This is a genomic window from Thermosynechococcus sp. (assembly GCF_025999095.1).
In the GTDB taxonomy this organism is placed as follows: Bacteria; Cyanobacteriota; Cyanobacteriia; order Thermosynechococcales; family Thermosynechococcaceae; genus Thermosynechococcus.
On record NZ_AP024678.1, the window covers coordinates 230,639 to 251,819 of the forward strand.

21 protein-coding genes and 1 tRNA gene are annotated in these 21,181 nt (G+C 52.8%); 16 read left to right on the forward strand and 6 right to left on the reverse strand.

What is annotated here, in order from left to right; all coding sequences use genetic code 11:
- Nucleotides 1–116: 116 nt before the first annotated feature.
- Together Q0W94_RS01130 and Q0W94_RS01135 are read right to left on the reverse strand one after the other, a co-directional pair.
- Nucleotides 117–1,049, reverse strand: a complete 933-nt coding sequence (locus Q0W94_RS01130) for a cobalamin-binding protein (protein WP_297760007.1) — start codon at nucleotides 1,047–1,049, stop codon at nucleotides 117–119.
- A gap of 11 nt (nucleotides 1,050–1,060) precedes the next feature.
- Nucleotides 1,061–1,133: transfer RNA gene (locus Q0W94_RS01135), tRNA-Phe, on the reverse strand.
- Between the two features lie 218 nt (nucleotides 1,134–1,351).
- Between Q0W94_RS01135 and Q0W94_RS01140 the strand changes: the two genes are divergently transcribed.
- From Q0W94_RS01140 to Q0W94_RS01155, 4 genes are all read left to right on the forward strand, one after another.
- Nucleotides 1,352–2,986, forward strand: a complete 1,635-nt coding sequence (locus Q0W94_RS01140) for an alpha-D-glucose phosphate-specific phosphoglucomutase (protein WP_297760009.1) — start codon at nucleotides 1,352–1,354, stop codon at nucleotides 2,984–2,986.
- A 5-nt stretch (nucleotides 2,987–2,991) separates the two neighbouring features.
- On the forward strand, nucleotides 2,992–4,281 hold the full coding sequence (gene sbcD, locus Q0W94_RS01145; protein WP_297760011.1) for an exonuclease subunit SbcD: 1,290 nt from the start codon (nucleotides 2,992–2,994) through the stop codon (nucleotides 4,279–4,281).
- Nucleotides 4,282–5,032: 751 nt separating this feature from the next.
- Entirely contained in the window at nucleotides 5,033–5,914 is an 882-nt protein-coding gene (locus Q0W94_RS01150) for an MBL fold metallo-hydrolase (RefSeq protein ID WP_315863077.1), read from the forward strand.
- A gap of 5 nt (nucleotides 5,915–5,919) precedes the next feature.
- Nucleotides 5,920–6,624 (forward strand): triacylglycerol lipase, encoded by a 705-nt coding sequence (locus Q0W94_RS01155; RefSeq protein ID WP_297760015.1) that lies wholly within the window; start codon nucleotides 5,920–5,922, stop codon nucleotides 6,622–6,624.
- Here Q0W94_RS01155 and trmB read toward each other — a convergent pair.
- Nucleotides 6,621–7,262, reverse strand: coding sequence for a tRNA (guanosine(46)-N7)-methyltransferase TrmB (gene trmB, locus Q0W94_RS01160; protein WP_297760017.1), 642 nt, complete (start codon nucleotides 7,260–7,262; stop codon nucleotides 6,621–6,623). The two genes, Q0W94_RS01155 and trmB, sit on opposite strands and share 4 nt — an antisense overlap.
- 492 nt (nucleotides 7,263–7,754) lie before the next feature.
- On the opposite strand from trmB, the gene Q0W94_RS12245 reads away from it, so the two are divergent.
- On the forward strand, nucleotides 7,755–8,015 hold the full coding sequence (locus Q0W94_RS12245) for an SDR family oxidoreductase (protein WP_315863078.1): 261 nt from the start codon (nucleotides 7,755–7,757) through the stop codon (nucleotides 8,013–8,015).
- Between the two features lie 142 nt (nucleotides 8,016–8,157).
- On the opposite strand, the gene Q0W94_RS01165 is transcribed toward Q0W94_RS12245, so the two are convergent.
- Nucleotides 8,158–9,579: an ammonium transporter gene (locus tag Q0W94_RS01165; protein WP_399372436.1), complete on the reverse strand. Its 1,422-nt coding sequence runs from the start codon at nucleotides 9,577–9,579 to the stop codon at nucleotides 8,158–8,160.
- Between the two features lie 296 nt (nucleotides 9,580–9,875).
- Here Q0W94_RS01165 and Q0W94_RS01170 point away from each other — a divergent pair, with 296 nt between their 5' ends.
- A complete protein-coding gene (locus Q0W94_RS01170; protein ID WP_297760021.1) occupies nucleotides 9,876–10,739 on the forward strand; it encodes a Tab2/Atab2 family RNA-binding protein in 864 nt (287 codons plus the stop codon).
- Here Q0W94_RS01170 and dapB read toward each other — a convergent pair whose 3' ends face one another.
- Entirely contained in the window at nucleotides 10,740–11,555 is an 816-nt protein-coding gene (gene dapB, locus Q0W94_RS01175; RefSeq protein ID WP_297760022.1) for a 4-hydroxy-tetrahydrodipicolinate reductase, read from the reverse strand.
- A gap of 89 nt (nucleotides 11,556–11,644) precedes the next feature.
- On the opposite strand from dapB, the gene Q0W94_RS01180 reads away from it, so the two are divergent.
- Nucleotides 11,645–12,076 (forward strand): cupin domain-containing protein, encoded by a 432-nt coding sequence (locus Q0W94_RS01180; RefSeq protein ID WP_297760024.1) that lies wholly within the window; start codon nucleotides 11,645–11,647, stop codon nucleotides 12,074–12,076.
- 155 nt (nucleotides 12,077–12,231) lie between these two features.
- On the opposite strand, the gene Q0W94_RS01185 is transcribed toward Q0W94_RS01180, so the two are convergent.
- Nucleotides 12,232–12,387 (reverse strand): hypothetical protein, encoded by a 156-nt coding sequence (locus tag Q0W94_RS01185; protein ID WP_297760026.1) that lies wholly within the window; start codon nucleotides 12,385–12,387, stop codon nucleotides 12,232–12,234.
- Nucleotides 12,388–13,070: 683 nt separating this feature from the next.
- Between Q0W94_RS01185 and Q0W94_RS01190 the strand changes: the two genes are divergently transcribed.
- The 9 genes from Q0W94_RS01190 (at nucleotide 13,071) to Q0W94_RS01230 (ending at nucleotide 21,137) form a co-directional block, all read left to right on the forward strand.
- Nucleotides 13,071–13,625: a protoglobin domain-containing protein gene (locus tag Q0W94_RS01190; RefSeq protein WP_024125019.1), complete on the forward strand. Its 555-nt coding sequence runs from the start codon at nucleotides 13,071–13,073 to the stop codon at nucleotides 13,623–13,625.
- Between the two features lie 63 nt (nucleotides 13,626–13,688).
- The gene (locus Q0W94_RS01195) at nucleotides 13,689–14,084 is read left to right on the forward strand and encodes a roadblock/LC7 domain-containing protein (RefSeq protein ID WP_297760028.1); all 396 of its coding nucleotides are present in this window, start codon (nucleotides 13,689–13,691) and stop codon (nucleotides 14,082–14,084) included.
- A 33-nt stretch (nucleotides 14,085–14,117) separates the two neighbouring features.
- Nucleotides 14,118–14,684, forward strand: coding sequence for an ATP/GTP-binding protein (locus tag Q0W94_RS01200; protein ID WP_297760030.1), 567 nt, complete (start codon nucleotides 14,118–14,120; stop codon nucleotides 14,682–14,684).
- Nucleotides 14,685–14,707: 23 nt separating this feature from the next.
- Nucleotides 14,708–15,586: a DUF4388 domain-containing protein gene (locus Q0W94_RS01205; RefSeq protein ID WP_297760032.1), complete on the forward strand. Its 879-nt coding sequence runs from the start codon at nucleotides 14,708–14,710 to the stop codon at nucleotides 15,584–15,586.
- Entirely contained in the window at nucleotides 15,570–15,980 is a 411-nt protein-coding gene (locus Q0W94_RS01210) for a hemerythrin family protein (RefSeq protein WP_297760034.1), read from the forward strand. Before Q0W94_RS01205 ends, Q0W94_RS01210 begins: the two co-directional genes overlap by 17 nt.
- An 11-nt stretch (nucleotides 15,981–15,991) precedes the next feature.
- Nucleotides 15,992–16,231 carry a DUF167 domain-containing protein gene (locus Q0W94_RS01215; protein WP_297760036.1) on the forward strand — a complete coding sequence of 80 codons (240 nt, stop codon included), beginning with the start codon at nucleotides 15,992–15,994 and terminating at the stop codon, nucleotides 16,229–16,231.
- Nucleotides 16,232–16,259: 28 nt separating this feature from the next.
- Entirely contained in the window at nucleotides 16,260–18,851 is a 2,592-nt protein-coding gene (locus tag Q0W94_RS01220) for a M1 family metallopeptidase (RefSeq protein WP_297760038.1), read from the forward strand.
- A 40-nt stretch (nucleotides 18,852–18,891) separates the two neighbouring features.
- Complete coding sequence (gene trpS / locus Q0W94_RS01225) at nucleotides 18,892–19,899, forward strand: tryptophan--tRNA ligase (RefSeq protein WP_297760040.1); 1,008 nt, start codon at nucleotides 18,892–18,894, stop codon at nucleotides 19,897–19,899.
- On the forward strand, nucleotides 19,896–21,137 hold the full coding sequence (locus Q0W94_RS01230) for a hypothetical protein (protein ID WP_297760042.1): 1,242 nt from the start codon (nucleotides 19,896–19,898) through the stop codon (nucleotides 21,135–21,137). Before trpS ends, Q0W94_RS01230 begins: the two co-directional genes overlap by 4 nt.
- Nucleotides 21,138–21,181: the final 44 nt, after the last annotated feature.

The window sequence follows — 21,181 nt, forward strand, 5'->3', positions numbered from 1 at the left end:
ATTGATGTATTTGGGACAACGGCGGGGGATCAATGAGATCAGTTGAGTTTCCCCCATCTTAGGCGAAATCGCCAAATCTGCAACGGGTCATTTTTATCTTTTCTTCACATTTATCGTTAGTCTGACATTTTTGCCATGGAGGGTACTACGTATGGCCGCCAACCCCGGCCGCGGAATTTCGGTTCTGGGCAGGGGTGGAGAATCTCAACCAGAATTTCTAGGGAATCCACCAGGCGAGGACCCGGACGGTTGAAATAGGCGTTGCCATCCACAATGTACACTTGACCGCTTTGCAGGGCACGCAATTGCTGCCACTGGGGATAGGTTTGCAGGGCTTGGTCAAGTTCTTGCTGGGTGCGTTCCAGGTCAAAACCACAGGGCATGACAAGGATCACTTCGGGGTCGATCGCCAGCAGGGTTGACCACTCAATGTAGGGGGAATGCTTTCCGGCGGTACCCAGTAGATTTTCACCGCCCGCCAGCGCAATTAATTCTGGGATCCAGTTGCCACTGGCCATGGGGGGGTCAATCCATTCAATGGTTACCACCTGGCGGCGCGGGCGATCGCTCACCCGGCTTTGACAGGCGCGAATCCTGTCTTTCAGGGCACTCAGTAGGGGGTCTGGAGCAACCCCAAGGGCCAGACCCACCCGTCGGATATCTTCCCAGACATCCTCAAGGCAATGGGGTTGGAGGGAAATTAACTGCGGCGGCGAGTCCCAGAGTTCGGCGATCGCCCGCTGGACATCTGCCAAGGTAACCGCACACACATCGCATTGATCTTGGGTAATAATGTGGGTGGGTTTTAGCGCCTGCAGAGTCGCCAGTTCTAAGTCATAAATGCCCAAGGCCGCTTGCAGCAGATCCTGAACCGCTCGCTCAATGGCTAAACTCGACTGTTGGGCATCTAACCTAGGCCGGGTACAGACAGGCAATGCCTTGACCGCGGGCGGATAGTCACACTCATGGCTGCGACCCACCAGAAACGGCAGCAACCCCAGAGCAGCAATAATTTCTGTGGCACTGGGCAGGAGGGAAACAAGGCGCATCTTAGAGCTAATGCCAGGAGCCAGAATTGAACTGGCGACACGAGGATTTTCAGTCCTCTGCTCTACCAACTGAGCTATCCCGGCTTGAAAGTGCTTTATGATTGTAGCAAGCGTCTAGGGGCGATGACAAGTCTCTCAGAAAATCAACTAGGGCAGACGCAGACGTAAGCGGAAATTCCCGCCCAGGCCATCTGCTAGGGCATCAACTGCTGCCTGAGGATGCCTCTGTTTTGGGTCTTGACCACGATTCTTGAGCCGACTAAGCTGCCCTTATAGTGACAGTCCCCTTGTGGAGTCTCCTAATGGGTATTCAAGTTCTTGCCACCACTCCCTTCAAGGATCAAAAACCTGGCACCTCTGGCTTGCGTAAGCCAGTACCTGTTTTTCAGCAGCCCCACTACCTGGAAAACTTTATTCAAGCAATTTTTGACACCATTGAGGCACCGCAGGGGCAAACCCTTGTCTTAGGGGGCGATGGTCGCTACTTCAATGCCACAGCTATTCAAGTCATCCTCAAAATGGCAGCAGCCAATGGCTTTGCCCGGGTCAAGGTGGGGCAGAATGGGATTCTCTCAACCCCAGCGGCCTCCTGCGTGATCCGCAAGTATGGGGCAGTAGGGGGCATTATTCTCTCAGCCAGTCACAACCCCGCCGGGCCCCAGGGGGATTTTGGCGTCAAGTTCAACATTGCCAATGGGGGGCCTGCTCCCGAAAAAGTTACTAATGCGATCTATGAGCGCAGCCTTGCCCTCACCCACTACAAAATCTACACTGCCCCCGATGTGAATCTGCACACCCTTGGGGAGTTTCCCTTGGGTGAAATGATTGTTGAAGTCATTGACCCCGTGGCTGATTATCAAGCGCTGCTGGAGACCCTTTTTGACTTTGATCGCATTGCCGCGGTGATTCGTACAGGGAAGCTGCGCCTTGTCTTTGATGCCATGCACGCGGTTACAGGACCCTACGCCCAGCAAATTCTGGAAAAGCGCTTGGGAGCTCCCCAGGGCACGGTGCAAAATGGCGTGCCCCTACCCGACTTTGGCGGTGGTCATCCCGACCCCAATTTGGTTTATGCCCGTGACCTTGTGCAGCAACTGTTTGGTGAGCAGCCGCCGGATTTTGGGGCTGCCTCCGATGGCGATGGCGATCGCAACATGATCTTGGGGGCCAAGTGTTTTGTCACCCCCAGTGATAGCCTAGCTATTCTGGCGGCTAATGCCCAACTTGTGCCCGGCTACAAAGATGGATTAGCGGGGATTGCCCGTTCGATGCCCACCAGTCAAGCGGCCGATCGCGTTGCTGCTAAGCTGGGTATTGACTGTTACGAAACCCCTACGGGCTGGAAGTTCTTTGGTAATCTCCTCGATGCCGGTAAAGCAACCCTCTGCGGTGAGGAGAGTTTTGGCACTGGCTCCAACCACCTGCGCGAAAAAGATGGCCTCTGGGCTGTGCTCTTTTGGTTGAATATCTTGGCCGTCCGCCAAACCTCTGTGGCCGAGATTGTCAAAGCCCATTGGCAAACCTATGGCCGCAACTACTATTCGCGCCATGACTATGAGGGCATCGAGAGCGATCGCGCCCACACGTTAATGAGCCAACTGGAGCAAAAACTGCCCAGCCTCGTAGGTCAGCGCCTGGGGGCCTATACCGTTGCCACTGCCGATAACTTCAGCTATACCGATCCTGTGGATCACAGCGTCAGCCAAAACCAAGGCATTCGGCTCATTTTTGAAGATGGCAGCCGCATTGTCTATCGCCTGTCAGGCACAGGAACCCAAGGGGCAACGCTGCGGGTCTATTTGGAGCGCTTTGAACCCCATCCTTCCCAGCAACACCTCGATGCCCAAGTGGCACTCGCCGCTTTAATTCAACTGGCCAATGAAGTGGCGAATATCCAAGGCTTAACGGGTCGCGATCGCCCCACAGTCATTACCTGATTGGTATGAAAATTCTCCATGTGTCTGATATCCACCTTGGCAGTGGCCTCAGTCATGGCCACATTAACCCTGCCACGGGCTTGAACACGCGCCTTGAGGATTTTATTGCTGCTCTGGCCACCTGTATTGACCGTGCTCTGCGTGAACCCGTTGATTTGGTGCTTTTTGGAGGCGATGCCTTTCCCGACGCCACTCCCCCTCCCCTAGTGCACCAAGCCTTTGCCCAGCAGTTTCGCCGCCTGGCGGATGCCCAGATTCCCACGGTTTTGCTGGTGGGCAACCACGATCAGCACGCCCAAGGACAGGGGGGCGCCAGTCTCAGTCTCTATCGCACCCTGGGGGTACCCGGCTTTATTGTGGGCGATCGCTTGGCCACCCATCGCATTGAAACTCGCCAGGGCAGTGTTCAAGTCATGACCCTCCCTTGGTTAACGCGATCGACACTCCTCACGCGGCCGGAAACCAGTGGCCTTTCCCTTGCGGATGTGCATCAACTGCTCCTAGAGCGGCTCCACCTTGCCCTTGAGGGGGAAATTCGCCAACTCGATCCTGCCTTACCTACCGTCTTACTTGCCCATGCGATGGTGGACACCGCCCAGTACGGCTCTGAACGCTATTTGAGTGCAGGCAAAGGCTTTACAATTCCCCTCAGTTTCTTGGCCCGCCCCTGTTTTGATTACGTTGCCCTTGGTCATGTCCATCGCCATCAAGTCCTGTGTCACGATCCACCCGTGGTCTATCCCGGCAGTATTGAGCGGGTGGATTTTGGCGAAGAGGGGGAAGAAAAGGGCTATGTCTTGGTGAACCTCGTCAAAGGGAAAACAGAATTTCAGTTTTGTCCCCTACCCACCCGCCCCTTCCGCACAATTCGTGTGGACTTGACAGAGGTGGAACTCGATCCCCAAGCTGCCCTCTTGGCGGCGATCGCCAGCGTGGACATCACTGAAGCCGTGGTGCGGGTCATGTATCAACTGCGCCCCGATCAAATTCCCCTGATTAACCTCCATGAGTTACAAAAGGCTCTTGAAAGCGCCCATAGCATCAGCCTCCTGCCCCAACTTGCCAATAGTGAGCCCATTGCCCGGCTGCCAGAAGTTGCCCTCGAACAATGCCTTGACCCCAGCCATGCGCTGCAACTGTATCTAGATCATCGCCCCGATCTTGAACCCCTGCGGCAGGATCTGCTGGCGGCACTCCAAACCCTTGAGGGCAATCCTGCACCGGAGAGTCAAGACACGCCACAGATACCGCGATCGCCCAAACCTGTGATTGAGCAACTGCAATTGCTCTCCTAGGCTAAGGTTAAACCCTTAGGACTCCCTCAGCGTTGGCAACCTTTCTAACGGTTTCTAACGGCTTGGCATCCGCGGGCAAAAGAGGACTCGGGAGCCTGGGCAAACTTTTTTCTTGGAGCTTATTGACATTTTTTCTCATTTGATCTAGGCTAAGTCTCAGTGTTCTCCTCTCTGAGGAATCGGCAGGCGGGGTCAGTCATTGCGACGACCCCTTTTTTTCTTAATGAGGACTGTTGATTCCCACAAAGCACCGCACTTCCCCCTTTCTAGGGGCAGTCAACTATTGCTAAAAATTTGCAAATTTTTGGCAGGGAATAGGGCGGCTATAGTACCACAGGACAGTATAGGGGGGTAGGGTTCTTCTTGGGCCTTGAGAACAGCAATTTTTGGGCCAACCCACGGGATGACTGGGGTTGAGATATAGGGGGTTAGGGGCTACTGCCATTCATCGAGAGCTGTTAGCCCATAGGAGAAGCCGAGAATATCTAGGGTTTCCTGTTCTTCCTGCTTCAGGGTTGCTTCCCAAGGCATATTTTCTCTTCCCTCCCGAGACAATCCTCTATTCACTTAGCCAGTGATGTTTTTGCAAATATGCACTCGCCTGGCGGATTTTAGAAAAGATTTTTTGCCAAGCCTGGGGGCGGCTAGGCCCTACTCTATCAACGTCTAGCGTCACAGCAGGAGGATGATCCATATCACAAGTCAAGCGTGTTTTCTGTGGCACACTACGATCAAGATTTGCGATATGTCCATGTTTAACCCACTTACCATTCGGTTTTGGGGCGTGCGCGGCAGTGTTCCCTGTCCCGGTTCCCACACTGTCCGCTACGGTGGTAACACCCCCTGCGTGGAAATTCAAGCCAATGGTCAACGGATCATCCTTGATGGTGGTACAGGTTTGCGGGTTCTTGGGGAGCACTTAATGGGCCAACAGCCGGTGACGGCACACTTATTCTTTACCCATACCCACTGGGACCATATTCAGGGGTTTCCCTTCTTTCAACCCGCCTTTGTACCGGGAAATCAGTTCCATATCTATGCAGTGCCGGGGAAAAATGGTCAGGGCATTGAACGACGACTGAATGATCAAATGCTCCACCCCAACTTTCCCGTTCCGTTGCAAATTATGGGCGGAGATTTGCACTTCCATGACTTGCAGGTGGGGGAGCAGGTACCCCTAGGCGGCGGTGTGGTGGTGAGTAATGAGGCTCTGAATCATCCGGGCGGGGGGGTGGGCTACCGTGTCAGTTGGCAGGGCATTCATGTGGCCTATATTACAGATACGGAGCATTTGCCGGATGGGTTACATCCGGGGGCGTTTGCCCTGGCGGATCGCGCGGATGTGATGATTTACGATGCCACCTATACCGATGAAGAATACTATCACCCACAGCAGAGCAAGGTGGGCTGGGGGCATTCCACATGGCAGGAGGCGGTTAAGCTTGCCCAAGCAGCCCAGGTCAAGCAACTGATTTTGTTTCACCATGATCCCAGCCATGATGATGACTGTTTAGATCGCATTGGCGAGTTGGCACGGGCAAAATTTCCGCAGACGCTGCTTGCTCGCGAGGGACTTATTATTTCCGTCTATCCAAATGTGATACACTTCCCGGCAACGCCTCAAGCAAGTTAGCGCCTGTGTTGCCTGTCGTTGTTCTACCGGGATATTTAGCGGCTGCCCCTGACTACTACCCATTGCGGGATTATCTGCGGCAGTTGGGGTTTGTGGTGGAGGTGGTCCCCCTCAGGGGACGCTCGTGGTTGCCCACATTGGGAGGGCGATCGGTGGCGCCAATTCTGCGGGCTCTCGATACCACCATTGAGCGTGTTCTGAATGAAACAGGGGCCCCTTCTGTGCATCTCATTGGTCATTCAGCGGGGGGCTGGATTAGCCGCATTTACCTAGGGGATCAACCCTATGATGGCAAAGTTTGGGCAGGTCACAAATGGGTGCACACACTAATTACGTTGGGTACTCCCCATCGGAGTCAGGAGCGTTGGACCCGTCGCAATCTCGACTTTGTTAACACCACCTACCCCGGTGCCTATTACGCGCAAGTTCGCTATGTGTGTCTGGCGGGCAAAGCAATCTATGGGACATCACGCGGCTCCTTTGCCAATTGGTTTACGTATCAAAGCTATAAACTCACCTGTGGCGAAGGTGCCTGTTGGGGAGATGGGGTGACACCAGTGGCAGCCGCCCACCTCGAAGGGGCAGAGAATCTGGTCTATGAAGATGTGCTGCATGCGCCGCGCAGCCGTTGGCGCGATCGCCCCGATGCCCCTTGGTACGGCTCCCCAGAAATTGTTGCTCATTGGCAGCAGTATCTCAAGACCAGTTAGACAGCACACCGCTCAAATTGCCAGCGGTAAACGGCCAATCCTTTATTGAGGACGCATTTTTCCCGTTCTGTCGCGATGGGCCAAGGGCTCTGGGGTAACCAATCTGGACAGATTGAGCGAAAGGCGCCATGGGCACGAAACTGTTGCACCATTGATTCAGCCACTTCAAAAACATCCGACTGCAGGAAAACATGTCCACCAGCGGGCAGGAGTTCAGCAAGAGTGGCCACCAGTTCAGGGGTGACGAGGCGGCGTTTATGGTGACGGCGCTTGAACCAGGGATCTGGAAACTGGATCGTGACGGTGTGCAGGGGAAGGCCGCTGAGAATTTTGCGCAAGTGGACATTGGCATTGCCCCAAAGATAGTGGAGGTTCCGAAGTTGGTGGCGATCGCGCCGCTCATTGGCAGCGACCACTAACGGGTAGCGAATTTCCAGACCCAGAAAATTTTGCTCTGGGTAAAGTGCTGCCATTTCTAGCAAGAATGTCCCCCTTGCACAGCCAATATCCAGATGTAAAGGCTGCGAAGGTTGCTCGTAAATCCTTGACCAATCGGGAACAGCAATGTCCTGCTGGAATTTTTGACTGAGAGGGTTAACGTGTTGTCGCACCCGTACTGCCATGGCGCGATCGCCCATCCAAAACTCCCTAATGTACTGCTGCTATAGGGTAGCTTATCTCAAATGCAGCCTACGCCAGCTGTACCCTTTCAGACCTACAACCCTGATCAGAAGGATTGAAAATGCTCAAAACTGCTCAATAAGGCCCATACTCTACACAAGGGTTGGATCGTTGCAGCAGCCAGCCCCTAGACCGTTTGTTGTGAAGAGATTGATTCAATGCATTTAGAAGGTAAAGTTGCCCTGCTCACTGGTGGCGCACTTGGAATTGGCGAGAGGAAAATACCGTCTCTCGCGCTCCCGAAAATGCCTCCCTTAAAGCTTGGGGCTGAGTTGATGGGACAAACTTTGACGGCATGTTTCTGGGGTGCAAATACGCCATCCGGGCAATGGGTGGTCCTGGCTCGATACATTCACATTTCGCCACGTTCAGGTCCTGTTGGCATACCGGCAGCCGCTGCCTAGGCGTCAAGTAAAGCCGCCGGTGGCAATCACACCAAAACCATTGCCTTGTATTGCCCTCAGCAAGGGATGAACGTGCGTTGTCATTCTATTCACCCAGCAGCAATCCTTATCCCCATGGGAGAACCCATCCTTGGCACTGGCTCAGAACGAGAGTATGGCCATGTTCCGCCCTTAAGACAGTTTGGACTGCCTGCGGCAGTCGCTGCAGTAGCTGTCATCTTTACTGCTGACGCGTTGAGTTGCACCACTGGCGCAGAAATCAATATTGACGGCGCTGTTGTGGCAGCATCTGCAGCAATCCCCTGACAGTAGATCACTTCCCCTGCTGTTGATGATCAAAAGCAGAGATTAAAAAAACTGCCCTCAAAAGCCGAGGACAGCAAAAACCACCTAGGACAATGGGATCGTCCAGCGGCGTGGTACGACCCCAAACTTATTGGCGGGCGAGTTACTCCTTCAAGAAACCGCTGTAGGCCTCCATGCCATGCTCGCCGATGTCCAAGCCTTTAAGTTCCTCTTCCTCGGAAACGCGAATACCAAGGGTTTGTTTTAAGGCTAGCCAAAAGATACTGGTCAGGAGCACAGTAAAGCCACCGATGGTCAAGATACCAATGATCTGAGCAATCAATTGAGTTACCCCATTGCCGGTGAGCAAGCCTAACTCTTTGTCAAACAAGCCAACGGCTAGGGTACCCCAAGTGCCACAGACTAAGTGGACAGAGGTGGCACCGACGGGATCATCGATTTTGATGCGGTCAAAGAAGAGCACAGAATAGACCACAATGACGCCGCCAATGGCACCAATGATCACGGCACTCCAGTAAGATACACCTGCACAGCCTGCTGTAATGGCCACCAGGCCCGCCAGAATACCGTTGATAATCATGGAAAGATCAGGCTTACCAATAGCTAGCCAAGCGGTAATTGTTGCCGCAATCCCACCGGCTGCCGCCGCCAAGTTGGTGGTTACAGCAATGTAGGGGACGGCTTGGTCGGCAGCCAGTTGTGAGCCAGGATTAAAGCCAAACCAGCCAATCCAAAGAATCAAACACCCCAGCATAGCAAAGCCCATGTTATGCCCCGGTAGGGCTTGGGGAGTACCGTCGGCAGCATATTTGCCAATCCGTGGCCCCAAAAAAGCGGCCCCCATTAACGCAGACCAACCGCCCACTGCATGGACAACGGTTGAACCGGCAAAATCCTTGAAAGCCACCCCCTCGCCCAGGAAGCTGATATTACTGAGCAGGCCACCTCCCCAGACCCAATGACCGGTAATGGGATAGGAAATTCCCGTCAGCAGCAGACTAAAAATCAAAAAGTCAATGAATTTAATGCGCTCCGCCACGGCGCCGGAGACAATCGTCGCCGCTGTGCCTGCAAAGGCTGCCTGGAAGAGGAACGCCACTGGAATGACCAGTCCTTCTGGGAAGGGCTTCAGGCCATAGGTTTCTGGGTTTTCACTGCTGAGGAAAAAGCCCCCTGAGCCGATAAAGGCATTGCCCTCGGTACCAAACATGAAGGAGAAACCGATCGCCCAGTAGGCAAGGGTGGCCAAGGCAAAAACAATTAGGTTTTTAGCAAGAATGTTGACAGCATTTTTCTGGCGGCAGAAGCCAGTTTCCAACATGCCGAAGCCGGCATTCATGAAAATCACGAGAATTGCTGCCACCAATACCCAAATAGTATTGAGCACTCCTTGAACGTCTTCAGGGGTGAGGGGTTTATCCTGAGCCTGCGCAGCCACTCCCCAAACAGTCACAATGATTAAAGCTAGGGGAATGCAGGCGACAAGGGCGGGCGATCGCCAACGGAAATTGGGCTGCCAGTCGAGGTTTAGTAACGGGCGCTTTTGCCGTCTAGCACGTTTCAGTTTTAACTTGGACATCGCTTTCATTCTCAACGGTTATAACGGTTATGGCGTAGAGTTGCGCATGGGTTCCGCGGAGGAGAAATCGCAGTTGCGGCACCATTGCGCCAGAAAATCATCTGGCTGCTGTTTGACTTGAGCCAAGCAAAGCATTGACCCGCAGTTAGTTTCTGATTGCACCAGTTCTCAGATTGGAAAATCTGTATCGCGTTATACATTTACCTTGATGACCAAAACCGCCTATCCTAGGAAAGGCAAATCCCATCAAGTTTGCAGCTAACGTTCCTGACTAGGTGTGAATGGATACGATCTGGGAGTTGGATTTTTATTCCCGTCCCCTTGTGGATGAAAACAACAGGAAAATCTGGGAGCTGCTGGTTTGCGATCGCCAGCAACAATTTCGGTTCAGCAAAACCTGTGCAGGAGCTGAAGCCAATGCCCGCTGGTTAGCAGCGGCACTTAAGGAAGCCATGGTTCAATGGCGACAGCAACTGGGCCTGGCAGAGGGGGTTCAACCCCAGCGAGTGCGTTTTTTTCGCCGAGCCATGACCAGCATTATTACGCGGGGGGGAGAAGCGGCAGGATTAGTGATGGTGCCGAGTCGGCGCACGTTTGCTCTCTATGATTGGCTGCGCGATCGCGCCACAAACTTCTATCCAACCCTACCGAACTACCAAGCGGAGCTGGCAACGCCACCCCAGTTAATCCCGCCGGCAGCGCAACCTTTACCAGCGGCGCTGCGGGGCGATCGCTGGCAATTTAGTGGCCTCCCTCTTGGGGAAATTAAAACCGCCTCCGAATGGGAGCTGCCCTTTGGTGAGGTACCACCCCTGCCCTTTTTGAGCCTCAGCGACGATGCGCTCCTGCCAGGGTTAATTATCTATTCGCAGCGGGCACTGCCCTTGGCGGGTTGGCTATCGGGGTTAGAGCCGGCCTCTCTCAGTTTTGAGGAGACACCGCAGCCGTTGCTGATCTTGGAAACGGGGGCGAGCGATCGCTGGGTTCTCATTAGTGGCCGCAATCCTCAGATTCAAAGGGAACTGGCGGCCTTTAAGGACGCCTGTACCCAAAGCCAAGGGCTGCACTTTATCGCAGTGAAGGAACAACCGACACAGGAGACCCTGCAGGGCTTTTGGTTGTTGCAGCAAACTCCTGAAGTTTGACTAGAGCAGCTTCTCAAGGCCATAGATCAAGCGTTTGAGTTGCCTGACTTTGCGAATGGCGAGCAGTACCCCCGGCATATAGCACTGGCGATCGCTAGTGTCATGGCGTAGTGTATAAATTTGCCCCGGTGCCCCAAAAATCACCTCCTGATGGGCAATTAATCCCGGCAGGCGAACACTGTGGATGCGAATCTCAGCCATGGCACAGGCCCCCCGCGCCCCCGTAAGATGTTCCGATTCCTGCACCTGGGGTGGGTTAAAGGTTTTGCCCAATTCAGCTAAACGCTGTGCGGTTTGCAGGGCAGTACCACTGGGGGCATCGGCTTTTTGATTGTGGTGGAGTTCAATGATCTCCACATGGTCAAAGTATTGGCTGGCGCGGATGGCCGCCTCTTGGAGCAACACCATGCCAATGGAGAAATTCGGCGCAATCACCACCCCCATATCGGCCTTGTCGGCGAGCTCGGCCAGTTCCTCAATTTGTTCAGGACTCAGACCTGTTGTGCCCACCACCGGATAGACCCCATAGGCGATCGCCATGCGCACATTCTCGTACACCGCTTGGGGATGGGTGAAGTCCACCATGACCACGGGTTGTTTTTCTTGGGCAGCCGCCACACACACCTCCTGCAAGCTGCCACTAATGGGAATTTCTAATGCCCCTAGCCCCAAAGCTTCGCCAATATCTTCTCCCACCTGCTTGCGATCGATGGCAGCATAGAGCACTGTGTCGGGTGCTTGGTGTACAGCCTTAACGACTTCGCGCCCCATCTTACCAAGGGCGCCAACAACAATGACTGAGATAGGTGTACTCATGCCAAACTCCGACACAGACCACAGGCTAGGATAGCGCGATCGCTTAGCGATACAATAACCCAATGGTGAAGATTTGTCCGGAAAAGCCAATGTTAGTTTTTTCTTTTCCTGAGTTGGTTGAGCGCTGTCAAACTTGGACACCCAAACGGCCTGGCTATGCCGTTTGTCCCTTGGATCACCATAACCCTGAACTGGCCTCTAGCCTCTACCGCATCGAACCAGGACAAGCCAATTATCCCCACTACCACCATCGGGGGGATGATATTTTCCTGATTGTGTCGGGTGTGGGTGAACTCATCACTTGCCCCATGACACCCCCTGCCGATTCTGTGGCGGCCACTGCCTTGACTCGCACCCCTGTGGAGACCGGCTCCTACGTCCATGTGGATGCCCAATGTCTGCACTGGCTGCGGAATTTATCCCCTGATCAGCCCTTGTATTACTTGAATATTGCACCGCTGTCCCACGAGAGCGATCGCGTCGATGTGACCATCGAGGGCTGGAACCCAAAAAGTACTTAACCAAAAAGTACTTAATTAGTACTTATTAGTGCTTATGCCCTCCTGAACCCACTGGCTGCTTCCTCAAAGGCCTTGCTCAACTCCTCCCCCGCGTCTTGAAACCCCGCTTTGATGGACTCCCAAGTATCATCTCCCCCTGCTTTGAGGGCAGCCAATTATTGAGTGACTTTATTGCGTTTGGCCTTCAAGGCTTCAATTTTGGCTTCAATATCTACTTTGACATCTTCACCAGCGCTGCCCTTGCTTTGGATTGAGTCAAGTTGGGCACCGCGCTGTTGCAGCTTGGCTTTTATCTCCCCTGGCTCGGTCAAGCGATCGGAGGTACAACCATCCTCCCGTTTTCAAGATCAATACCTATCATTGCCCAAGAATTGCTAGATGGATAACAATGCAACGGTGTCATACTTTCGTAGAATGAGGTCAAGGCAGTGGGGATATTTTGTAAAAGTTGCTTTCATTTCTACACAAAAATAAACTAAAAATCTAAAGAATAATTAAAAAACACATCTAATCATTTTATTTTGTGTAGTGTGCCCAGGGATACAGTCAAAGAACCAAAGAGTAAATCTATTCTTTCCATTAGATTCTTTGTATTAGACAGTCAGGGGGATACTCTGCATGAACAACCTGCTTCTAGACTAGGGGCGGGTTATCAGTAAGCCGGTTTCACACTTCCTAGCTTCATTGACAGCTTTGACTCCCGTATTGAAGTGATGCGCAAGAGGTTGCACCTAAGCCAAAATTTCAGTATTGTCGTGTGGGGAAAAGTATTTTAAGCCTCTAAGGCAGAGCGTTAGGTCAGCAGCACTTGTATTTTTCAGGGGGAATCGTTAATCATTTCCGAAATTTTCAGGTTTTGGCGGATTTTCTTGTTAACTTGTAAGAGCAGGCGCTTGACTGAATTCTCATCACTCAATTGTGAATAATCAGTCAATTCACTTGATCTACTAGCTAAATTCATGCAGTAATCATTCAGTGTTTCGAGGTAAAGAAGATGACAATCGAGCCAATCAATTTTATGGCAACAATGGTACGACGAGTCCAGTTGACCGATGAAGACAAATCGCTGTTAGCTGAAGCTGCCCCTTGGGGGAAAGAAATTGCTCCGCAAATGGCGGATATTTTTTATGACTATCTAGGCCGTGACGAAGAAATGAACGCTATCCTCAATGCCACGGAGGGGCGAATCCATCGTCTGCACCAAACCTTTGTGGACTGGTTTTATGAAATGTTCACAGGAATGGACAGTTGGGGCAAAGCCTATGCTGAGCGACGCTGGAAAATTGGCCTTGTCCATGTGCGCATTGGAATTGGCCCGCAGCACGTGGTGCCTGCAATGGCGGTTGTCGTGAATGCCGTACGCCAAAAATTAAGGGAAGCCAACAAATCCGAAGCCCTCAGTGACGCTCTTGGCAAAATTTGCATGATTGATCTTGCCTTTATTGAGCAGGCCTACTTTGAAGTTTCTTCCCAAGCAGTCCTCAAAGAAACCGGTTGGACACAGGCACTGTTTCAGCGTCTGATTGCCACGGGTGCGGCTGCTATGTAGGTCTCCCAACAAGGAGAGCTAAGTGTTCAAAATTCTGCACGAGTATTTAAAGAGGATTCAACCATGCCGATTAACGCTGCAAAACTGGAAGCCACACTGCAAAACTTTGTTGCCAATGCCAGTAATGTCCAAGGGGCAGCCCTCGTGTCTCCCGATGGTCTGACGCTAGCAGCAGCTCTACCAGGAGGCATGGACGATGAACGGGTGGCGGCAATGTCAGCCGCAATGCTGTCCCTAGGGGAGCGGATTGGCCGAGAACTGAGTCGTGGCCAAGTGGAACGAATTTTGGTTGAGGGAAGCAATGGCTATGGCATTCTCACTAGTTGTACTGAAGATGCGGTCTTTCTGGTGCTAGCGGATGCCTCTGCCAAGTTGGGAATTATCAATCTTGAAATTAAAAATGTGTTGGCCGATCTGCAAAACCAACTCACCGATGTGAGTTCAGCAGTGAATGTTTAAGCCACCCTGACTGGCAAAATCGAGGTGCGACCTATGGAAATTATGCGCATTGTCATTACAGGGCCTGTAGGGGCAGGCAAGTCCACATTCATCCGCACGATTAGCGAGATTGAACCAGTGGATACGGATCGCAAGGCAACGGATGAAACTGCTGCTTTCAAGGAAAAGACAACGGTGGCCATGGATTTTGGGCGGCTTCAGTTTGGCCCCAATGTTGCCCTACATCTGTATGGCACCCCTGGCCAAGAACGCTTTGACTTTATGTGGGATATTCTCATTCGCAAAGCCCATGCCTTTATCCTGCTGGTGAGTTCTCACCGTCCCCAGGATTTTCGAGCGGCACGGCGGATTTTGGCCTTTATGCGCCATCGCACAAAGATTCCGATGCTAGTGGGTCTGAGCCATGCCGATAATCCCAATGCTTGGCCTGCTGAAGAGATCGCGATCGCCCTTGGCTACTTAAGTCCCCATCGTCGCCCACCGATGCTGCCAGTCAATGCCTTGGAGAGGTCCTCTGTTGCTGCTGCCATGGTGGCACTCATTCAAGCCTATGCCCGTGCCCAGTCCTCGCAATCAAACTACAGCGCACTCACCACTTAACAATCACTCATTAGGGGGAATGTATGAAAATTACAGGTTATCTATCGGAATTTTCCTTGGGGGAAATTTTTCGTTTTCTAGAGCAAGGGCAAAAAACAGGCTGCCTCTCGATTAAACCAGTGGAAATGGCAGGGATAATGCCACCCATCCCCCAGGCGCAGGAGTACTATATTTTCTTTCGCTTAGGTCAGATTGTGGCAGCAACAACAAGCTTAGATCATCAAGGACTGCAACGGCTTATTGAGCAGCGGGGATGGCTCCGTCCCACAACGATCCAACGCCTCCTGCCCTTTTGTTCCCTCACGGGTTCCCTTGGCCTCTGCCTAAAAACACAGGGTGCCCTTGAGCCGGAACAGCTGCAGTTATTGTTTAAGCAGCAGGTACTGACACCGATTCCTCAGCTCTTTAGTCTCAATGAGGGCTGGTTCAAGTTTGATGCCAACCATCCGCTGCCCTTTCATGAAATGACGGGACTCAGTGCCTCACCGATGGACATTTCCTTAGCGGGTCTACGACTCCTGCGGGATTGGACAGCCTTGATGGATAAGCTGCCCTTGCCCAGTTCAGCGATCGCCAGCACAATTCAGGGACAGCCCCCCTACCGTCTAAATCGCCATGAGTGGCAAGTGTGGGAGTACGCCAAAGGCACAATGACACTTCAGGAAATTAGCCATGCTTTGAACTTACCGATTCTGGAGGTACAGAAAATCTGCTTCCGCTTAATGGTGGTGGGCATTGCCGAGGAGATTGCGGGCATTAGTGCCCCCTCTGCTATTGAGCCTGAACTGAGTGAAACGACAGAAATCAGCAGCTCCTTTTTGGCGGGACTCCTTACATTCCTAAAAACGAAAACCCATGTGAACGCTTCCTATGGAGCCAAAGGCAATGATACAACGCTTTGAATGGACAGATCGCCTGAGTACTGGCGTGCCAACGCTTGACATTCAGCACAAGGAGCTAGTTGCCGCGATTAATGATCTTGCCGATGCCATTGAACAGGGGCGGGGGGCTTCTCGTATTAAACAGCTCATTGTGTTTATGAAATACTACGCTGAGTGGCACTTTGAGAATGAGGAAAGCTGCGCTGCTAAATACCAGTGCCCCTTAGCAGAGGTCAACCATCGCGCCCATGAACAATTCATCGGGCTCTTTGAGGAGCTTCAGCAGCAGTATCGCCACAGTCAAGCGGATGAGTCTGTTGCCGTGATGATTCATGGTAAATTGGCGGATTGGTTGGTCAACCACATCATGAAAATTGATAAGGAAATTGGCCAGCACATCTGTGCCCACCGCTAGCCCAAGAATCGATGAGTAAAAAGCACGTCATCGTCAAACCCAATGCACGGCAGTCTTCTGTCTCTATCACCCCTGAAGGTCAACTTCTGGTTATGGTGCGTGCCCCTGCCAATGATGGTAAAGCCAATCAGGAACTCATTGCCGTCTTAGCAGAGTATTTTCGCGTACCCAAGTCGCGTATTCAGTTGGTTAAAGGGTACACCAGTCGCCATAAGGTGATTGAACTGCTGGATGAAGGGCATCTAGACTAATAACAGCGTGCGGCCTGATGATAACTTTATGACGTTTGATGTCACTCCTGCAAAATCCTTTGTTCTCAGTGGTGCCCGCCCCCACTACAGTCCCGATCGCCCCGGACGGGTGGAACATATTTTCCTGGATTTGACGCTGGATTTAGAGGCTCAAACCTGCTGGGGACAGTGCTACATTCACTTGCGCCCCCTCCACTCTCAATTGCGATACCTACGCCTCAATGCCGTGGGGCAACAGATCAAGGGTGTGACCGTGCAGCACCAACCCCAAACCTTCCACTACGATGGCGAATTCCTGGATATTTCCCTCGATGAGAGCCTAGGGATTAGCCCCGATCAGGCGCTGCTGATTGCCATTGACTATCGCCTTGAGAAGCCTCAGCGAGGGTTATACTTTGTCCCCACCCACCCACCCCAAGCCTGGACTCAAGGGGAAGATGAGGACTCCCGCTATTGGTTTCCCTGTTTTGACTATCCTGGTCAACTGGCCACCTCAGAGATCAGAGCACGAGTGCGCCAACCCTTACAGGCCATTTCCAATGGTGAATTGCGTGCCTGTTATAGCGAGGGGGAGTGGCAAGTCTTTGATTGGTACCAGCCCCAAGTTCACCCCACCTACCTGATGACCTTGGCAGTGGGGGATTTTGCCGTTTTTGATGATCAGTGGCAGGGCAAGCCCGTCACCTACTACGTTGCTAAAGATCGCGCTGCCGATGCCCTACGCACCTTGGGCAAAACGCCAAAGATGATTGACTTTTTCAGCCGCATCTATGGCTATCCCTACCCCTACCCGAAATATGCCCAGGTGTGTGTGGCCGATTTTATCTTTGGCGGCATGGAAAATACCTCGACAACGCTGCTCACCGATCGCTGTCTTTTGGATGAGCGGGCAGCTGCGGAAGATTTTCGCAGTGAAAGCTTAGTTGCCCATGAGCTGGCACACCAGTGGTTTGGGGATCTGGTGGTGATCAAGCACTGGTCCCATGCCTGGATTAAGGAGGGCATGGCCTCCTATGCCGAGGTGCTGTGGTTTGAAGAGGAATATGGCGCTGATTTTGCCGCCTACTACCGTCTTGGGGAGTTGCGCAGCTACCTCAGTGAGGATAGCGATCGCTACCGCCGCCCCATTGTCACCCACATCTATCGCGAGGCCATTGAACTTTACGATCGCCACCTCTACGAAAAAGGCGCCTGTGTCTATCACATGATCCGCCAAGAACTCGGCGAAGAACTATTCTGGAAAGCCATTCAAACCTTTGTCCAGACCTACGCCCATCAAACCGTTGAAACGGTGGATCTCCTGCGGGCCATTGAAAGTGCCACTGGACGCAACTTACTTCCCCTCTTTGACCAATACGTGTTTCGCGGCGGTCATCCCGACTTCCATGTCAGCTATCGCTGGGAAGCAGCGGATCAATTGGCGGTTCTCACGGTCAAGCAGCAGCAGGTGACCGCAGGCGTTACCCCCCTAGAGCGCAATCTTTTTGATCTGCGGATTCCCATCGGTATCGGTACCGTAGATGAGCAGGGACAAGTGTCAGTGAAAATCATGCCGCTGCGCATTCATGAACCAGAGCACACCTTCTATCTACCGCTGCCACAGCAGCCCAGCTTTGTGAGTTTTGATGCCGGCAACCACACACTAAAGACTGTTACCCTAGAGTACCCCCTGCCAGAGCTGAAAGCGCAACTTCAGGACGACCCCGATGTGCTCGGACGCATTCAAGCCGCGATTGCCCTTGGTAAAAAAGGCAACCTAGAGGTGGTTCAAGTCCTTGCAGAGGCGCTGAAACGGGAACCCTTCTGGGGGGTTCGCCGCGAAATTGCCAAAGTCCTAGGCACAATTCAACTGGATCAAAGTTTAGCTGCCCTGAAACTGGCGCTTGCCGATCACCATCCCCATGTGCGCGCCGCAGCAGTGGAGGCCATTGCAGGATTTAAGTCCGCGAAAGCCTACGAACTCCTCAAGCCCATTGCCAAGCATGGCGACCCCAGTTATAGCGTTGAAGCAGCCGCCCTCAAAGGAATTGGTGTCATTGCCGCTGCCAAACTGCAACCGAAACCCAAGCCCGCAAAGGTGCTGAAACGACTGCGCAAAGCCTTAGAAACGCGCCAAGGCTGGAACGAGGTGGTTCGCTGTGGGGCGATCGCTGGTGTGGGGCAACTTAAGAATTTGCCTGAAGCGGTGAATTTAGTTCTCGACTATACTGCTGCCGATGTCCCGCAACCGTTGCGTTTAGCGGCCATTCGTACCCTTGGCACGATTGGCGATCGCCACCATCCCCAACTGCAGCTAATTCTGGAACGGCTAGAGCAACTGAGCCATGAGACCTTCTTCTTTACCCAGATGGCCGTTGTGGAGGCCCTGAGTCAAATTGACCATCCACGGGTTTTGGGTATCCTGCAACAGGTGGGCGATCGCACCACCGATGGCCGCATCAAGCGATTCGTGGATGAAAGCATTGCCAAGGTGCAAAAAGCCATTGGCAGTGATGATCGTCTCAAGACTCTAGAGACCACCCTCAGCGAATTGCAAAAGGAAAATCAAACCCTGAAAAGCCGCCTTGAAGAATTGGAGGCACGAACTAAGGCTACCAATCCGGAATCAGCCCCCAGTTAGGGCTGTAGCATAGATAGAGCAGCAACTAAAGGAGGCTTGGGTGACCAAAAAACGGGTGCTTTCGGGCGTACAGCCCACCGGTAGCCTGCATTTAGGCAATTACCTCGGTGCCATTCGCAACTGGGTAGCCGGTCAAGCAGAGTATGAAAACTACTTTTGCGTCGTGGATTTACACGCGATTACAGTCCCCCACAATCCGGCCGAACTCGCTGCCAATACCTACACAGTAGCAGCTCTGTATTTGGCCTGTGGTATTGATCCTGCCCACGCCACTATTTTTGTGCAATCCCACGTCAGCGCCCATGCCGAACTCACTTGGCTCCTCAACTGCATTACCCCCCTCAACTGGCTGGAGGACATGATCCAATTCAAGGAAAAAGCCGTCAAGCAGGGCGAAAATGTGGCAGCAGGACTACTGGACTACCCAGTACTGATGGCAGCCGATATTTTGCTCTACGATGCCGATCTTGTGCCCGTGGGCGAAGATCAAAAACAGCACTTGGAACTCACCCGCGATATTGCCGCCCGTGTAAACTACCTCTTTGCCCGCAATCAGCCGCCAATTTTGAAGCTGCCGGAGCCCTTGATTCCTCAGGCGGGGGCACGGGTGATGAGTCTCACCGATGGCACCAAAAAAATGTCGAAGTCAGATCCATCGGAGTTGAGTCGGATTAACCTTTTGGACTCCCCTGATGCCATTCGCAAAAAGATCAAGCGCTGCAAAACGGATCCGATTCGTGGCTTGGTCTTTGACGATCCCGATCGCCCCGAAGCCAATAACCTGCTGAGCCTCTATCAAGTGCTCACGGGAAAAACTAAGGAGGCAGTGGCGGCAGAGTGTGCCGATATGGGCTGGGGACAGTTTAAGCCCCTACTCACGGATGCGGTGATTGCTACCCTTGAACCAATTCAGCAGCGCTACAACGAGATTATGGCAGATCCAAGCTACCTGAAGGATTTGCTGAAAAAAGGCCAACAGCAGGCAGCGAGTGTGGCAAATGCCACTTTAGAGCGGGTAAAACTTGCCTTTGGGTTTGCGCTCCCATGAGAATAGGCCGAAGGCTCAGACAGGCTTGGGGGGCGTTTTGGCGGCGATCGCGCCTTGTCAATGGCGAGCCCCTCAATTGGGTCAGTCTCACTGTCATTATATTGGTGGATATTTTTATCCTTATTAATGTCTTTAGTGGCCTCAGCGAAATTCGCAATTGGCCCTTGAGTCCCACTCAAGCGCAGCCCTGCTATGAGCCTTGGCAAAGCTATCGTCAGGATAGAGCCAGCGATCGCGCGATTCGTTTTCTCAAGCAGCAAATTGCCCTGGAGCCATTGCCCCAGGGCTACCTACCCCAGCTAGAAGAAAGCGCCAAAGGGAAACTGGGAACCCTCTCATCCATTTGCTTGACCTATGCAAAATATCAGGATGCTGTCAACCGCCCCCCTAATCAGGCCCGACTCAGACAACTCCAGACAAAACAGGCGCAAATTCAAACCCTCGAGGCTACCAATGCCCGCATTCGCCAAGAGTATGACTCGACCCTATTGGAGCAGCTAGCGGGGCAGCCGCAGGATCAGTCTATCAACTTGGTGGCGGCCGCCAAGGCCAAAGTCACCCTTGAGGCCAACGACCGCCAGATTGCCGCTCTCAAAAATGAGATAGCTGCCCTTGAACGGGCGATTCTCCAGGAACCCGATAGCCAAGCCTTCCTGAATTTTTTAGAGGACACCAGCCAATTTGCCCAGCTTGAAGGCGAATATCAACGCTCTCAATTTTGGTATCCCAGCCTGCAATTGCTCCTACAGGTTCTCTTTTTATTACCGCTGATAGGCATTGCCCTCTGGGTGTATCGCTTCGCGGATCGCCGGCGCTATGGCCTCCTCGCCCTGATGAGTTGGCACCTATTGGTGATCATCTTGATTCCTGCGGTGCTGAAGATCTTTGAGCTGCTGCAGGTGGGCGCACTCTTTGCATGGCTCTCCCAAAGGATTCTTGCCCTCTTTGGCGGCTTGCTTTTTTTGGTGAGCTATGTTTATATCCTGCTGGTTCCAGCACTGGGGTTTGGTATCATCAAGATTGCTCAAGCCTTTTGCCTCAATCCGCAGCGACAGGCGGCAGGACGCATTCAAAAACAACGCTGTGTGCGCTGTGGCAAACGATTGCGAGCGTTCGATCAACACTGTCCCCACTGTGGTTATTTGCAGTGGATGCCCTGTCCCAGTTGTGGGCAGCCCACCTACCGCCACTTGCCCTATTGCCGCCACTGTGGCGCCTTGATCCCCCCCCACAGTTAGTCCCTACAACATCATATTTGTTTGGGAAGTGCCCAGGGGTAAGC